Raw genomic sequence first — 15,252 nt, 5'->3', positions numbered from 1 at the left:
TTTTCGCATCATCATGCACACCTCAGATTTGGGCGCCATCATAGCGCCCTATTGATGTGTCCAAATTCATTAGGCCAGATCAGCCTGCTCGCGATGCTGTCAGGTGCGTTACGGGTTCAGACGTTTGTCGATCAACCCCTGCACCACGCTTGGGTCGGCCAGGGTCGACGTGTCCCCCAGACTGTCCAGTTCGTTGCAGGCGATCTTGCGCAGGATGCGCCGCATGATCTTGCCCGAGCGGGTTTTCGGCAAGGCCGGGGCCCACTGGATCAAGTCCGGTTTGGCGAAACTGCCGATCTCCTTGCTGACATGAGCCAGCAGTTCTTTCTTCAGTTCGTCATTGGCCTCGGTGCCGTTCATGGGCGTGACGAAGGCATAGATGCCTTGGCCCTTGAGGTCGTGGGGATAACCGACCACAGCCGCTTCGGCGATGCTGTCGTGCAGCACCAGCGCGCTTTCCACTTCGGCAGTGCCGATGCGGTGCCCGGAGACGTTGATCACGTCGTCGATGCGCCCGGTGATCCAGTAATCGCCATCCTCATCGCGCCGCGCGCCGTCGCCGGTGAAGTAGTAGCCGGGGTAGGGCTTGAAGTAGGTGTCGACCATCCGTTGCGGGTCGCCATAGACGCTGCGGATCTGCGCCGGCCAGCTGGATTTGATCGCCAGCACGCCACTGCCGGCGCCTTTGATTTCCTTGCCCGTTTCATCCAGCAGCACCGGTTGCACGCCAAACATCGGTTGGGTGGCGCAGCCGGGTTTGATCCGTTGCGCGCTGACCAGCGGGCTGAGCATGATGCCGCCGGTTTCGGTCTGCCACCAGGTGTCGACGATCGGGCAACGCTGTTCGCCGACGACGTTGAAGTACCAATCCCACGCTTCCGGGTTGATCGGCTCACCGACGCTGCCGAGTAGTCTGAGGCTCTGGCGAGAAGTTTCCTTCAACGGTTCCGGGCCTTCGCGCATCAACGAGCGCAGCGCGGTCGGGGCGGTGTAGAAAATGTTGACGTGGTGTTTGTCGATCACCTGCCAGAAGCGCGAACTGCTCGGGTAACTCGGCACGCCTTCGAAGATCAGCGTGGTCGCGCCGTTGGCCAGCGGGCCATAGACGATGTAACTGTGGCCGGTGACCCAGCCGACGTCGGCGGTGCACCAGAAGACTTCGCCATCGCGGTAGTCAAGCACGTACTTGAAGGTCATCGCCGCTTGCAGCAGATAGCCGCCGGTGGTGTGCAGCACGCCTTTGGGTTTGCCGGTGCTGCCGGAGGTGTAGAGGATGAACAGCGGGTCTTCGGCGTCCATGGGTTCCGGCGGGCAATCGTCGCTGACGTCGCGCAGCGCCTGGTGATACCAGAGATCGCGACCTTCAACCCAGTCCACTTTGCCTTGGGTGCGCTCGACGACGATGACGGTACTGACGTTCGGGCAACTTTGCAGTGCCTCGTCGACCTTCTGCTTGAGCGGCACGAATTTACCGCCGCGCACGCCTTCGTCGGCGGTAATCACGGTGCGGCAGTCGGCGTCGAGAATCCGGTCGCGCACAGAGTCTGGAGAGAAGCCACCGAACACCACTGAATGCACCGCGCCGATCCGCGTGCAGGCGAGCATGGCGTAGGCCGCTTCGGGAATCATCGGCATGTAGATGCACACGCGGTCACCCTTTTTCACGCCACGGCTTTTGAGCACGTTGGCCAGGCGACAGACGTTGTGATGGAGTTTCTTGTAGGTGATCTGCGCGGATTCGGCGGGGTCGTCACCTTCCCACAGGATGGCGATCTGATCGCCGCGTGTTTCCAGGTGACGGTCGATGCAGTTGTAACTGACGTTCAACTGGCCACCGGCAAACCAGCTGGCCTCGCCGGTCTTCAGGTTATAGCGCTGGACGGTTTCCCATGGCGTGCTCCAGTCGAGAAAGCGGCTCGCCTGTTCGGCCCAGAACTCACTGGGGTGCTCGATGGATTGGCGGTAGAGGCGGTGGTAGTCGTCTTGACTTAGGTTTGCAGCCCGGCGGACGGCATCGGCTTTGGGGAATGTGCTGATATCGAACATGACGGTTCCTTATTCTTGTTTTGCGACAAGTAATAAAGATGCGCCGAGTGACCAATGGGTTCAAGTCATACACAAAACAACTGTAGGAGTGAGCCTGCTCGCGATAGCGGTGGATCAGTCAACATCGATGTTGAATGAAAAATCGCTATCGCGAGCAGGCTCACTCCTACAGGGATTGGTGTTGCCCACAGCATTTGTGTTTGGCACAAACCCTGTGGGCGGGCGTCAGATCAACCGCGGTGACGACCGCGGAAGTAGTTGATCAGGCCTTGAGTGGAAGCATCGTCAGCCGGGGTTTCTTCACTGCCGACCAGACGGTTGTAGACGCCTTTGCCCAGCTCTTTACCCAGCTCCACGCCCCACTGGTCGAAGGCGTTGATGCCCCAGACCACGCTTTGTACGAAGACTTTGTGTTCGTACATCGCCACCAGCGCACCGAGACGACGCGGGCTGATGCGCTCGACCACGATGGTGTTGCTCGGACGGTTGCCCGGGATCACCTTGTGCGGCGCGATTTTATGCACGTCTTCTTCGCTCATGCCTTTGTCACGCAGCTCGGTTTCGGCTTCGGCAAGGGTCTTGCCGAGCATCAGTGCCTGGCTTTGGGACAGGCAGTTGGCGTACAGCCACTGGTGGTGGTCGGACACCGGGTTGAAGCTGACAATCGGCACGATGAAGTCGGCCGGAATCAGTTGGGTGCCCTGGTGCAGCAACTGGTGATACGCGTGCTGACCGTTGCAACCCACGCCGCCCCAGATCACCGGGCCGGTATCGGTGGACACTGGCGTGCCGTCCTGGCGCACGCTCTTGCCGTTGGATTCCATGTCCAGCTGTTGCAAGTGCTTGGTGATGTTGCGCAGGTAGTGGTCGTAAGGCAGGATCGCGTGACTCTGCGCACCCCAGAAGTTGCCGTACCAGACGCCGAGCAACGCCAGCAGCACCGGCATGTTCTGGTCGAATGGCGCGCTCTGGAAATGCTGGTCCATGGTGTAGGCACCGGACAGCAATTCCTTGAAGTTCGACATGCCGATGGCCAGCGCGATTGGCAAGCCGATGGCCGACCACAGCGAGTAACGACCGCCGACCCAGTCCCACATCGGGAAAATGTTTTCTTCGCGAATACCGAAAGCTACGGCCGCCGCGTTGTTGCTGGAAACGGCGATGAAGTGACGATACAGCTCAGCTTCCGAACCGCCCTGAGCCAGATACCAGGCGCGAGCGGCCTGGGCATTTTTCAGGGTTTCGAGGGTGTTGAAAGATTTCGACGAAACGATGAACAGCGTGGTTTCCGCGCGCAGCTTCATGGTCAGTTCGTGGAACTCACTGCCATCGATGTTCGCCAGGTAATGACAACGCACGCCTTTCTGGGCGTAGGACAGCAGCGCCTCAGACACCAGCTCAGGGCCGAGGAACGAGCCACCGATGCCGATGTTCACCACGTCAGTGATCGGCTTCTCTGTGTAACCACGCCACAAACCGTCGTGGATGCGGCCGACGAGGTCGGTGATCTGGTTCAGCACTTTGTGCACTTCAGGCATCACGTTGACGCCGTTCACCGACAGCTTGTCGCCGACCGGGCGGCGCAGGGCGGTGTGCAGGGCTGGACGACCTTCCGACGAGTTGACGATTTCGCCGTCGAACAGCGACTTGATCGCGCCCTTGAGGTCGACTTCATTGGCCAGGCCCACCAGCAGATTGCGGGTCTCGGCGTTGATCAGGTTCTTCGAGTAATCGAGAAACAGGCCGCAGCTGCTCAGGGTGAATTGAGTAAAGCGCTGCGGATCGGCATTGAAGGCCTCGCGCATGCTGAAATCCTGCATGGCTTGGCGGTGGTCATTCAGCGCTTGCCAGGCGGGCAGAGCGGTCACGTCGTGAGGAGTGCGGTAGTACGCCATCGCTGCGGGTTTCCTTTTTACTTGAACGGCTTTTTTGAACACTGAAAATCCCGGCGCGCCATGGGCAGGCGTCCGGTCAACTGCGTCGACACGATTTCAAAGACACAGGGCGAATACAGTAAACCTCGCGCTGCGATCTGTCTTGACTTTGTCTAACACGTTCCCGGTACTTTTTTATACACAAAGCAGGGAACGGTTCGACAAACGGGAGGGGCGTCGGTTCGATCAGGCGACCTGAACCGGAATGGCATTGCTGGTGTGGCTCAGCTCATTGCCCGGCGCCATGTAGAGCATGCGCGGCTTGAAATTGAGCAGTTCGGCTTCGCTGTAATGCGCGTAAGCGCAGATGATCACCCGGTCACCGACCTTGGCCTTGTGCGCGGCAGCACCGTTGACCGAGATCATGCGCGAGCCTTCTTCGCCCCGAATCGCGTAGGTGGTGAAGCGTTCGCCGTTGTCGACGTTATAAATCTGGATCTGTTCGTACTCACGGATACCGGACAGGTCCAGCCATTCGCCGTCGATGGCGCAAGAACCTTCGTAATCGAGAACGGCGTGAGTGACTTCGGCGCGATGCAGCTTGGCTTTGAGCATGATGGCGTGCATGAGTGGTTTCCCAGGTCGGAATCGAACGGCGGGCAGTTTGCCCGAAGGCTTCAGAGGCAGCAATACAGTATGGAATCAGGCGCAGATCCCCCTGTAGGAGTGAGCCGGCTCGCGATGAGGGACTGTCAGCCAACACAAATGTTGAATGTCAGCCCCTCATCGCGAGCAGGCTCGCTCCTACAGGGGGTTTGCGGTGCTTAGGCGGGGGCGTCGAGGTTCAGGTGCAGGTTGTCGATCAACCGTGTGGTACCGAGGAACGCAGCGACCAGAATCACCAGGTCCCGATCCTCCGGGGTCGCCGGGCGCAAGGTTTGCGCGTGACGAATCTCCAGGTAATCGGTGCGCAAACCCGCCGCTTCGAGCTGCTGGATCTGGGTGTCGATCAGCGCCGGGAAATCCCGCCCGCCCTGTTTGATCGCCTCAGCAATCTGGCTCAGACCGCGATACACCACCGGCGCGACGGCACGCTGCTCTTCGCTGAGGAAACCATTGCGCGACGACAGCGCCAGGCCATCGGCCGCACGCACGGTCGGTTCGCCGATGATCTGCACCGGCATGTTCAGGTCATGCACCAGGGATTTGATCACCGCCAGTTGCTGGAAGTCTTTCTGGCCGAAGATCGCGAGGTCCGGCTGGACCATGTTGAACAGCTTGCTGACGACCGTCGCGACGCCTTCGAAATGCCCGGGACGGCTGGCGCCACACAAGCCTTCGGAAAGTTGCGGGACGCTGACGCGGGTCTGGCCGGCCATGCCGTCGGGGTACATTTCTTCGACGGTGGGCGCGAACAGCAAGTGGCAACCGGCCTGGAGCAGTTTCTCCTGGTCGGCGGCCAGGGTCCGAGGGTACTTGTCGAGGTCTTCGCCGGCGCCGAATTGCAGCGGGTTGACGAAAATGCTCGCGACCACGAAATCCACCCGTTGGGTCGCTTTGGTAATCAGCGCGATATGACCGCTGTGCAGGTTCCCCATGGTCGGCACGAAGCCGATGCGCTTGCCTTCGCTGCGGGCACGGGCTACGGCGGCCCGGAGTTCGCGTACTGTTTTTACGGTGTTCATGCAGAGAATCCGTGTTCGATCCCAGGGAAAGTAGCTGCTTTGACTTCAGTGACGTAGGCGCTCAGTGCAGCGTGAATGCTGGTCTGGCCGTTCATGAAGTTTTTTACGAATTTAGGCACGCGGCCGGTAATCGACAGGCCAAGCATGTCGTGCAGGACCAGGACCTGGCCATCGGTGTCACTGCCGGCGCCAATGCCGATCACCGGAATGCCCACTGCCTGGGTAATTTCCTGGGCCAGTTCGCTCGGTACGCACTCGAGCAACAGCATGGCTGCGCCGGCCTGTTCCAGGGCGATGGCGTCGGCGCGCATCTGCCGCGCCTGGTTCTCGCTGCGGCCCTGGACTTTGTAACCGCCCAGCATGTTCACCGATTGCGGCGTCAGCCCCATGTGCGCGCACACAGGGATGCCACGTTCGGCCAACAGACGGATCGAGTCGGCGAGCCACAATGCGCCTTCAACCTTGACCATGTGCGCACCGGCCTGCATCAACAGGGCGCTGTTGCTCATGGCTTGTTCGGTGGTGGCGTAGGCCATGAATGGCAGGTCGGCGAGGATCAGCGCATCGGCGTTGCCGCGTTTGACGGCAGCCACGTGATAAGCCATTTCCGCGGTGGTCACCGGCAAGGTGCTGTCGTGACCTTGCAGAACCATGCCGAGGGAGTCGCCCACCAGCAGCACTTCGACGCCAGCCTGATTGCAGGCGTGGGCGAAGGTCGCGTCATAGCAGGTCAGCATGGTGATTTTTTCACCTTTTTGCTTGAGACCTTGCAGAGTGGTCAGGGTGATGGCTGGCATGAAAAGTTCCTCATTCAGGCGCTTGGAAACTACTGCGAGTAACGCGCGTGATTCTTCGTTAAATACAGGCGCACGCTCTGATGTCGTGCTTTTAAGGCCTGGATTGCGCCCTTCAACGCCATGTTGGCGGCAGCGGGACGCCTATAGTCGTGAGGAGAACTCGGGAAGTCAATTGCATGTGTTACCGCATTGTTACGCGGGGGGTGTTACCGGGGTAACTGATGCGTTTCAGCAGCTGCAATCCTGTGTCCGACACAAAAACCAGTGTGGGAGCGGGCTCCTGTGGCGAGGGGGCTTGCCCCCGTTGGGTCGCGTAGCGGCCCTAAAACCTGCAAACCCGGTGTGTCAGGTTTACCGAATGCACTGATTTCACGACTGCTTCGCAGCCGAACGGGGGCAAGCCCCCTCGACACAGGAGCCCGCTCCCACAGGGATTGGTGTCAATTTTGAGGGAGGCGTTCCAGGCCGACGAACGGGCAGGCGGCGAGTAATGCCTTCAGGCTGCGGCCATCGGCCAGGCGCAGATCCGCAGGCGCCAGTTCGGCCAGCGGATACAGAACGAAGGCCCGCTCCTGCATATGGTAGTGCGGCACCTTGAGGCGCGGTTCGTCGATCAGCCGGTCGCCAAACAGCACGATGTCGAGGTCCAGCGTGCGTGGGCCCCAGCGCTCAAGACGTTCGCGGCCTTGCCCGTTCTCGATGGCTTGCAGCGCATCAAGCAGGTCCAGCGGCGCGAGCGTGCTGTCGAGGGCGGCGACCGCGTTGGTGTAACGCGGTTGGCCGGGCAGGAGCGAGTCGCTTTGATAAAACCCGGACACCCCGACCAATTCGGTCTGCGGCAACTGCGCCAGCGCCTCGACGGCGCTGCGCAATTGTTCGGCGGGGTCAGCCAGATTGCTGCCCATGCCGATGTAGATGCGTTCCATGGATTACTCGCCCGTGGCACTCGGTGCGCCGGCCGCGCGTTTGCGCTTGGCGCCACCACTGCGACGACGTTTGCGTGGCGCGCCAGTGCCTTCATCCTTGCCGCTGAGGTCGCGGATCATGTCCCGACGCTCACTGTCGTTGGCGTCCTGATAGTCGGTCCACCATTCACCCAGGCCATCAGTCTGTTCGCCAGCACTTTCGCGCAGCAGCAGGAAGTCGTAACCGGCGCGGAACCGTGGGTTGTCCAGCAGCAGGTCGGCACGCTTGCCACTGCGGCGCGGAAGACGCTCCTGCATGTCCCAGATCTCGCGGATCGGCATGGTGAAACGCTTTGGAATCGCGATTCGCTGGCACTGTTCGGCAATCAGCTCGTGAGCCGCTTCCTGCATCGCCGGAATCGGTGGCATGCCACGTTCTTGCAGGCGCAATACGCGAGCCGGCAGGGCAGGCCACAGCAGGGCTGCAAACAGGAACGCCGGGGTCACCGGTTTGTTCTGCTTGATCCGCAGGTCGGTGTTGATCAGGGCTTCGCTGATCAGTGTGTGGGTGTACGTCGGGTTGTATTCCAGCGCCTCGGCACTGGCCGGGAACAACGGATCGAACAACTGCAGGTCGACCAGCATCTCGAAGGTGTCCGCGGCATGGCCGGAGAGGAACAGCTTGAGCACTTCTTCGAACAGGCGTGCCGACGGGATCTCGCGCAGCATCGGCGCCAGGTCGCGAATCGGCTGGGCACTGTGTTTTTCGATGCCGAAATTCAGCTTGGCGGCGAAACGCACGGCCCGCAGCATCCGTACCGGGTCTTCCTGGTAGCGTTGCTTCGGATCGCCGATCAGGCGGATCAGGTGATTGCGGATGTCGTGTACGCCATTGGCGTAATCGAGAATGCGCTCGCTGACCGGATCGTAATACAGGGCGTTGATGGTGAAGTCGCGGCGTTGCGCGTCTTCTTCCAGCGTGCCGTAGACGTTGTCGCGCAGGATGCGCCCGCTCTCGTTACGGGAAGACTGGTTGCTGTCTTCTTCCTCGTCGTTTTGCGGGTGATTGGCGCGGAAGGTCGCGACTTCGATAATTTCGCGGCCAAAGTGGATATGCACCAGTTTGAAGCGGCGACCGATGATCCGCGCGTTGCGGAATTCGGCTCGAACCTGTTCAGGGGTGGCACTGGTGGCAACGTCGAAATCCTTGGGCGTGATGCCGAGGAGCATGTCACGCACACAGCCGCCGACCAGATAGGCCTGGTAACCGGCGTTCTGCAGGCGTTCGACGATGTTCACCGCATAACGGCTGAATTGGGCCTTTTGCAGCGAATGTTGGCCGCTGTTGAGCACTTCAGGCGTACTGCGAATGTGTTGCGTATGACGCTTGGGAGAACGGAATGACTGGAACAACTTCTTCAGCATGGGATGCACTGTTTGAAGGAATGTTCGGCCATAACGAAGAATGACCGCATGATGGGCGGGGATTCTAGCATTTAGTCGGGGGATGGTGTAGGAAGCGTGCGCACTGTGGCGAGGGGGGCTTCTCGGAACGCCGCATCGCCCCGTTGGGTTGCGAAGCAGCCCAAGCTCCTGAGCGTTTGTGAAGTCTTGCCAGCGCTACGCACTGGAACGGGGGTAAACCCCCTCGCCACAGAAACTACAAGGGGAGCCGAAGCTCCCCAAGAAAGTAGTTGCATGCTCTATTTTTATTTTTGATTCGGGCTTTTTGTTTTTGTTAAGTGCCCTCGCCATGAAGCTTTTCCTTCATGGCCCTCCCAATCGGGAGCCAAGAGCAAACGGATTGCTTTGGTCGCTGTGCTGCAGTGATCTTGCGATCCAACCAGTTCAGGCACTGTCTTGAGACAGTTTTTTATTATTCTCGGCCTGGTCGTGGGGCAAGCCCCAAATACAACGCCTCTCCAAAAGAATCAGTTAGCTGCGCCTCTCGCCGTCTTGTTTTTATTGTGCGTGAGTCGATTCGTCTTATTTTTATTGTCTTGTGCATTGCTTGTTATTGTTCTTGTACTGAACATATAGCAGGGTGCGTGCCAACTTTTGCGAGGCCTAGTAAAACAAGGGGTTGGGCTGGTTGATGGGGTTTTTCGAGGCCGAAAAAAACCGGGGCTTCGTTACCGTAAGCCCCGGCTTCTGTTACGTGAAAAGACTGAGGTAACAGTTTTTTCACAAAGTCACGTGTTACCCGCACATCAGACAGGCGCGGTTCAGCTCTCGCTGGCCACCCCGGTCTTGCGCCGCGGAATACCCAGGCGCTGACGACGTTCCCACAGGCATTTGCGACTCACCCCGAGTTTGCGGGCCAGTTCGGTTTCCGTCATGTGGTCCTGATGCTCAAGCACGAAGTGCTGGAAGTAGTCTTCCAGCGACAGGTCTTCGGTCGGCTCATGATTGCTGTTGCTGGCACCGTTGCCCTGTTGCGGAGGCAGACCGATGAAGTCGTCGTCTTCCAGGTCGCTCAGTTCGATGTCGATCCCCAGCAGCTCGGCGGAAATCTCCGGGCTCTCGCACAGGATGACAGCGCGCTCTACCGCGTTTTCCAGTTCGCGAACGTTACCCGGCCAGGAGTAATGACGAATCGCCTGTTCGGCGTCCGCGGCGAACTTCAGGTCGGTGCGGTTGACCCGCGCGCTCTGCCGCGCCAGGAAGGCATTGGCGATCTCGTTGACGTCGGCACCGCGCTCGCGCAGGGCTGGCAGTTTCAGGGCGATGACGTGGAGGCGGTAATACAAGTCTTCACGGAACTGGCCGATCTTCGCCAGGCTCTTGAGGTCCCGGTGAGTCGCGGCGATCAGCCGAACATCGACTTTCTGCGACTGGACCGAACCGACCCGGCGAATTTCGCCTTCCTGCAACACGCGAAGCAAGCGGGCCTGGGCTTCCAGCGGCAGTTCGCCGATTTCGTCGAGGAACAAGGTGCCGCCGTCCGCCGCTTCCACCAGACCGGCACGCCCGGCGCTGGCGCCAGTGAATGCGCCTTTTTCGTGGCCGAACAACTCGGACTCGATCAGGCTTTCCGGAATGGCAGCACAGTTCACCGAAATCATCGGCGCCTTGGCGCGTTTGGACAGGTTGTGCAGGGCGCGGGCCACCAGTTCTTTACCGGTACCGGATTCGCCCTGGATCAGGACATTGGAATCGGTCGGCGCGACTTTGCGAATCTTGCTGTACAGGTCCTGCATCGGCGGGCATGAACCGATGATGCCGATTTCGCCGTTGCTGTTATCGACACCCAGTTTCGCCGCGCCATTGGCCGCTTTGCCGGTAGCAGGTTCGCCGCCGGCCGGCAGCGATTGGCGGTCGCGCAGGATACGGGCGACGGCCTGGAGCATTTCGTCGTGATCGAAAGGCTTGGCGATGTAATCCACCGCGCCCATCTTCATCGAGTCGACGGCCGAACGCAGGCTGGCGTAGCTGGTCATGATCAGCACCGGAGTGCCCTGGCCGAGTTTGATCAACTCGGTGCCCGGAGCGCCCGGTAGACGCAAGTCGCTGACGATCAGGTCGAACGTGGGAATGGTAAAGCGTTCTTGTGCTTCCTGCACTGAACCGGCTTCGCTGACCTGGTACTGGTTACGTTCCAGCAGGCGGCGCAAGGCGGAGCGGATAATTGTTTCGTCTTCGACGATCAAAATGTGCGGCATTGATTCGATACTCTCGACGGTCTCAGTTCACAGCGGACGTCGCTTCGACATGACGCGGCAAGGTCACCCGGATACGGGTGCCGCGTTGGCTTTGTACATCAGCCGGGCTGTCGATGGTGATTTGTCCATAATGCTCTTCAACGATGGAATAGACCAGTGCAAGGCCCAGACCGGTGCCTTCGCCAGGATCCTTGGTGGTGAAGAAAGGTTCGAACAATCTGTCCATGATGTTCTTCGGAATACCGCTGCCTTCGTCTTCCACGATCAAGTCGACCGTGTGTTCGCCGGCTTCGCTTTTGACCCGCACCGCACTGCCGGGAGGCGAGGCGTCACGGGCGTTTGAGAGCAGATTGATCAGAACTTGCGCGAGTCGCTGCGGGTCACCTTCGCACCAGTGATCGGGGTCGCACAGATTATAGAACTGCACTTCGAAATTGCGTCGGTTCAGGGCCAGCAAACCGATGGCATCCTGCGCCACTTCAGCCAGACAGACGGGCTCGTCGCTGTGCTGATGACTGCCGGCGTGGGCGAAGCTCATCAGCGACTGAACGATGCGCGACACGCGTTTGGTCTGCTCGAGGATCTGCCCGCTGATTTCCTTCAGCTCGCCATCGTCTTCACGTTCTTCGCGCAGGTTCTGCGCCAGGCACGCGATGCCGGTGATCGGGTTGCCGATTTCATGGGCCACACCCGCCGCGAGTCGGCCGATGCTGGCCAGGCGCTCGGAGTGCACCAATTTGTCTTCGAGCATCTGCGTTTCGGTCAGGTCTTCCACCAGCAATACCAAGCCACTGTTGCCCGGCGCGAGCGGTTCATCGATCGCTGCTTTGTGCAGGTTCAGCCAGCGGGTCTGGCCATCAAGGGCCAGGTGCTGTTTGTGCAAGTGCTCGTCGGGAAGATTGATGAAGCCCTGCAGCAATTCTTTCCACGGATCGGCGATGGTGCTCAGGCGCGAACCGACCACACGCTGTGCGGCAATCCCCGTCAGCTCCTCCATGGCTTTGTTCCACATGAGGATTTCCTGATCCTTGGCCAGCGAGCAAACGCCCATCGGCAATTCCTGCAAGGTCTGGCGGTGATAGCGGCGCAGGGCATCGAGTTCGGCGGCAAGGCCGGTCAGGCGCGAGTGGTAATCCTCGAGACGGCTTTCGATGAAGTGGATGTCTTCGGTGACGTAGTTTTCGCCGCCGGCCTTATACGGCAGGAAGGTCTCGACCATGTCCTGCGCCACGCTTGGCCCCATCAGGCCTGAGAGGTTGGCTTCGATCCGGTCGCGCAAGCGGCGCAAGGCATAAGGCCGGCGCTCGTCGAACGGCAGATAGAGATCGCGCAGGGCTTGCTCGACTTCTTTCTGCGCGGCTTTGGCGCCCAGGGGCTTGGCCAGTTGCGTGGCGAATTCCTGAGGCGAGGCGGCGTGCAGTTCCCGGCGTTGCGGGCGACGCACGTTGTCCACGGCGCAGGCTTCGGCGGCGCTGGCTTCTTCGGGGCTGGCGTTAGTGAACAGCGAGATCAGGGTGAACATCAGCACGTTGGCGGCCAGGGACGCGATCGCTGCCATGTGCCAGCTGGTGTCGTCCAGCACGTAGATCATGTTCAACAACGGAATGTAGAAACCCTGCAGATTGCCGACCAGCGGCAGCAGCATGGTCACCAGCCACACCAGGATCCCCGCCAGCAACCCGGCGATGAAGCCGCGGCGGTTGGCGGTCGGCCAATACAGGACCGACAGGACGCCCGGAAGAAATTGCAGCGTGGCCACAAACGCGACGATGCCGAGGTTGGCCAGGTCCTGTTCGGCGCCCAGCAATAGGTAGAAACCGTAGCCGGCCATGATGATCGCAACGATCAGCGCGCGGCGGGTCCACTTCAGCCAGCGATAGATGTTGCCTTCGGCCGGCGGTTGGTAGAGCGGCAGCACCAGATGGTTCAGCGCCATCCCGGACAGCGCCAGGGTGGTGACGATGATCAGTCCGCTCGCTGCCGACAACCCGCCGATATACGCCAGCAACGCCAGGGCTTTGCTGTTGGCGGCGATGCCGATGCCCAGGGTGAAGTATTCCGGATTGGTGGTGGCGCCGAGTTTCAGTCCGGCCCAGAGAATCAGCGGTACCGCCAGGCTCATCAGCAGCAGGAACAGCGGCAGACCCCAGCTCGCACTGACCAGCGAGCGCGGGTTGAGATTCTCGGTAAAGGTCATGTGATACATGTGCGGCATCACGATCGCCGAGGCGAAGAACACCAGCAGCAGCGTTCGCCACGGGCCTTCCTGCAAGGGCGTGTGCAAAGCGGCGAGGGCGGTCTGGTTTTGCAGCAGCCACAGTTCAAGCTGTTGCGGGCCGTCGAACACGCCATAAAGGGCATAGAGGCCGACACCGCCAATGGCGATCAGCTTGATCACCGACTCAAAGGCAATCGCGAACACCAGGCCTTCGTGTTTCTCGCGGGTGGCGATGTGGCGCGAGCCGAAGAAAATCGTGAACAGGGTAATCAGCGCGCAAAAGCTCAGGGCCACGCGATGCTGCACCGGCTCGCGGGTGAGGATGCCGATGGAGTCGGCCACCGCCTGGATCTGCAACGCCAGCAATGGCAGTACGCCGATCAGCATGAAAATCGTGGTCAGCGCCCCGGCCCACGTACTGCGGAAACGGAACGCGAACAAGTCGGCCAGCGACGACAGTTGATAGGTGCGGGTGATTTTCAGGATCGGGTACAGCAACACCGGCGCCAGCAAAAACGCCCCGGAGACCCCGAGGTAGCTGGACAGAAAACCGTAGCCGTACTGATAGGCCAGGCCCACCGTGCCGTAAAACGCCCAGGCGCTGGCATACACGCCCAGCGACAGGGTGTAGGTCAGCGGGTGGCGAATGATCGCCCGGGGGATCATGCCCCGTTCGCTGATCCAGGCGACGCCGAACAGCACCGCCAGGTACGCGGCGCTGATCAGGATCATCTGGGTCAGGCTAAAGCTCATCGGCATCTTTTTGGCTCTGCAGGATGAAGGTCACGACGATCAGAATCAGCCAGAGCAGATAAGGGCGATACCAGGCGCCAGTGGCGTCGATCCACCAATCCATGATGGCCGGGGAGAACAGGTAAATCCCCACTACCAGGAGCAGGACCAAGCGATAGATGTACATCCCGGCCTCTCTTTTTTATGCGCGTGCCCGAAAACGTGCGGCGATGGTAACGGATGGGCGCGCCACTGCAAGTGTGATCACTGTAGTTGCGCTTCGGGCAGGGTCAGTGTGCGCGGGATTAATAACGCATCCCAATGGGCGATGCCCCAATCCAGCACTTCCCGTGGTGTCGCATAGGCCAGTTCCTTGCCCGGGTTTTGCCCGAGTGCGCGCATCGCACGCAGTAACAAAGGCGTGGCCTGATCGGCGGTCAGCGGCGGCGAGCGGTAGGATTTGCCAAGTTTGTTGCCATCGGGCTGGGTAATCAGCGGGATGTGCAGATAACGCGGTTGCCGCAGGCCAAGCAGTTCTTGCAGGTAGAGCTGGCGTGGTGTGGAGTCCAGCAGGTCAGCACCACGGACGATGTCGGTGATGCCTTGCCAGGCATCGTCCAGTACCACCGCCAGTTGATAGGCGTAAAGCCCGTCGCGGCGGCGGATCACGAAGTCACCGACTTCCCGGCCCAGATGCTGGCGGAATTCGCCTTGTACGCGGTCGATGAAGTGGTAGTCGAGCTCGGGCACTCGCAGTCGAATCGCAGCGTTTTCAGTGCCATGGCCGGCGTTTCGGCATAGACCTGGATAGATGCCGTGATACGGCTCCAATTGTTTGCGCGAGCAAGTGCAAGCGTAAGCCAGGCCTTGATTGAACAAGCGATTGAGGACTTCGGCGTAGGCGTCGTGCCGATCACTCTGGCGGACCATTTCGCCATCCCACTCGAAACCGTAGCTTTCCAGAGCCTTCAAGATGGCGGCCTGGGCACCGGGTTCTTCCCGTGGCGGATCGAGATCCTCCATGCGCATCAACCAGCGACCACCCACCGCACGTGCGTCGAGGTACGAGGCCAGCGCTGCGACCAGCGAACCGAAATGCAGGTGGCCACTGGGCGTGGGGGCGAAGCGACCGATGTAGGCGGAGGGGGTGATGGCGGTCATAAGGCGATGTCAGGCTGTCCAATCGTTTTGTGCATGGCTTGAAGCCGCCTTCGCGAGCAAGCTTCGCTCCTACAGAGGATTGCGCCAGCCTTTGTAGGAGCGAAGCTTGCTCGCGAAGGCAATTTCGAAGACGCAACAAATATCAGAAACAAAAACGGAGCGTTCGCACGCT

11 protein-coding genes are annotated in these 15,252 nt (G+C 60.2%); all 11 read right to left on the bottom strand.

Going from position 1 to position 15,252, the window contains the following annotated elements; translation table 11 throughout:
• Positions 1-108 precede the first annotated feature (108 nt).
• The 11 genes from acs to gluQRS all read right to left on the bottom strand — a co-directional run bounded on the left by acs (position 109) and on the right by gluQRS (position 15,080).
• Positions 109-2,046, bottom strand: a complete 1,938-nt coding sequence (acs, locus tag ACIQV9_RS27905) for an acetate--CoA ligase (RefSeq protein ID WP_403108276.1) — start codon at positions 2,044-2,046, stop codon at positions 109-111.
• A gap of 230 nt (positions 2,047-2,276) precedes the next feature.
• Positions 2,277-3,941 carry a glucose-6-phosphate isomerase gene (gene pgi, locus ACIQV9_RS27900; protein ID WP_403108274.1) on the bottom strand — a complete coding sequence of 555 codons (1,665 nt, stop codon included), beginning with the start codon at positions 3,939-3,941 and terminating at the stop codon, positions 2,277-2,279.
• 225 nt (positions 3,942-4,166) lie between these two features.
• Positions 4,167-4,547, bottom strand: coding sequence for an aspartate 1-decarboxylase (gene panD, locus ACIQV9_RS27895; protein WP_003228271.1), 381 nt, complete (start codon positions 4,545-4,547; stop codon positions 4,167-4,169).
• A 197-nt stretch (positions 4,548-4,744) separates the two neighbouring features.
• Complete coding sequence (gene panC, locus ACIQV9_RS27890; RefSeq protein WP_403108270.1) at positions 4,745-5,605, bottom strand: pantoate--beta-alanine ligase; 861 nt, start codon at positions 5,603-5,605, stop codon at positions 4,745-4,747.
• Positions 5,602-6,402 carry a 3-methyl-2-oxobutanoate hydroxymethyltransferase gene (gene panB, locus ACIQV9_RS27885; protein ID WP_403108268.1) on the bottom strand — a complete coding sequence of 267 codons (801 nt, stop codon included), beginning with the start codon at positions 6,400-6,402 and terminating at the stop codon, positions 5,602-5,604. Before panB ends, panC begins: the two co-directional genes overlap by 4 nt.
• A 440-nt stretch (positions 6,403-6,842) precedes the next feature.
• Positions 6,843-7,328 (bottom strand): 2-amino-4-hydroxy-6-hydroxymethyldihydropteridine diphosphokinase, encoded by a 486-nt coding sequence (gene folK / locus ACIQV9_RS27880; RefSeq protein ID WP_403108266.1) that lies wholly within the window; start codon positions 7,326-7,328, stop codon positions 6,843-6,845.
• 3 nt (positions 7,329-7,331) lie between these two features.
• Positions 7,332-8,732 carry a polynucleotide adenylyltransferase PcnB gene (locus tag ACIQV9_RS27875; RefSeq protein ID WP_403108263.1) on the bottom strand — a complete coding sequence of 467 codons (1,401 nt, stop codon included), beginning with the start codon at positions 8,730-8,732 and terminating at the stop codon, positions 7,332-7,334.
• A gap of 800 nt (positions 8,733-9,532) precedes the next feature.
• Positions 9,533-10,969 (bottom strand): sigma-54-dependent transcriptional regulator, encoded by a 1,437-nt coding sequence (locus ACIQV9_RS27870; protein ID WP_403108262.1) that lies wholly within the window; start codon positions 10,967-10,969, stop codon positions 9,533-9,535.
• A gap of 22 nt (positions 10,970-10,991) precedes the next feature.
• On the bottom strand, positions 10,992-13,946 hold the full coding sequence (locus tag ACIQV9_RS27865) for a sensor histidine kinase (RefSeq protein WP_403108261.1): 2,955 nt from the start codon (positions 13,944-13,946) through the stop codon (positions 10,992-10,994).
• Complete coding sequence (locus ACIQV9_RS27860; protein ID WP_003176118.1) at positions 13,930-14,106, bottom strand: hypothetical protein; 177 nt, start codon at positions 14,104-14,106, stop codon at positions 13,930-13,932. The genes ACIQV9_RS27865 and ACIQV9_RS27860 overlap by 17 nt, the downstream gene beginning before the upstream one ends.
• Before the next feature lie 77 nt (positions 14,107-14,183).
• Positions 14,184-15,080: a tRNA glutamyl-Q(34) synthetase GluQRS gene (gluQRS, locus tag ACIQV9_RS27855; RefSeq protein ID WP_403108259.1), complete on the bottom strand. Its 897-nt coding sequence runs from the start codon at positions 15,078-15,080 to the stop codon at positions 14,184-14,186.
• Positions 15,081-15,252 lie beyond the last annotated feature (172 nt).

This window comes from Pseudomonas sp. NPDC099000, assembly GCF_044759925.1.
Taxonomy (GTDB): Bacteria; Pseudomonadota; Gammaproteobacteria; order Pseudomonadales; family Pseudomonadaceae; genus Aquipseudomonas.
This window is presented reverse-complemented; position numbering and strand designations above follow the sequence as displayed.

Excerpts from the sequence above, each read along its gene's own strand:
- acs (WP_403108276.1), bottom strand. The coding sequence starts at position 2,046 with ATGTTCGATATCAGCACATTCCCCAAAGCCGATGCCGTCCGCCGGGCT.
- panB (WP_403108268.1), bottom strand. The coding sequence starts at position 6,402 with ATGCCAGCCATCACCCTGACCACTCTGCAAGGTCTCAAGCAAAAAGGT.
- pgi (WP_403108274.1), bottom strand. The coding sequence starts at position 3,941 with ATGGCGTACTACCGCACTCCTCACGACGTGACCGCTCTGCCCGCCTGG.
- ACIQV9_RS27865 (WP_403108261.1), bottom strand. The coding sequence starts at position 13,946 with ATGCCGATGAGCTTTAGCCTGACCCAGATGATCCTGATCAGCGCCGCG.
- ACIQV9_RS27860 (WP_003176118.1), bottom strand. The coding sequence starts at position 14,106 with ATGTACATCTATCGCTTGGTCCTGCTCCTGGTAGTGGGGATTTACCTG.
- gluQRS (WP_403108259.1), bottom strand. The coding sequence starts at position 15,080 with ATGACCGCCATCACCCCCTCCGCCTACATCGGTCGCTTCGCCCCCACG.
- ACIQV9_RS27870 (WP_403108262.1), bottom strand. The coding sequence starts at position 10,969 with ATGCCGCACATTTTGATCGTCGAAGACGAAACAATTATCCGCTCCGCC.
- folK (WP_403108266.1), bottom strand. The coding sequence starts at position 7,328 with ATGGAACGCATCTACATCGGCATGGGCAGCAATCTGGCTGACCCCGCC.
- panD (WP_003228271.1), bottom strand. The coding sequence starts at position 4,547 with ATGCACGCCATCATGCTCAAAGCCAAGCTGCATCGCGCCGAAGTCACT.
- ACIQV9_RS27875 (WP_403108263.1), bottom strand. The coding sequence starts at position 8,732 with ATGCTGAAGAAGTTGTTCCAGTCATTCCGTTCTCCCAAGCGTCATACG.
- panC (WP_403108270.1), bottom strand. The coding sequence starts at position 5,605 with ATGAACACCGTAAAAACAGTACGCGAACTCCGGGCCGCCGTAGCCCGT.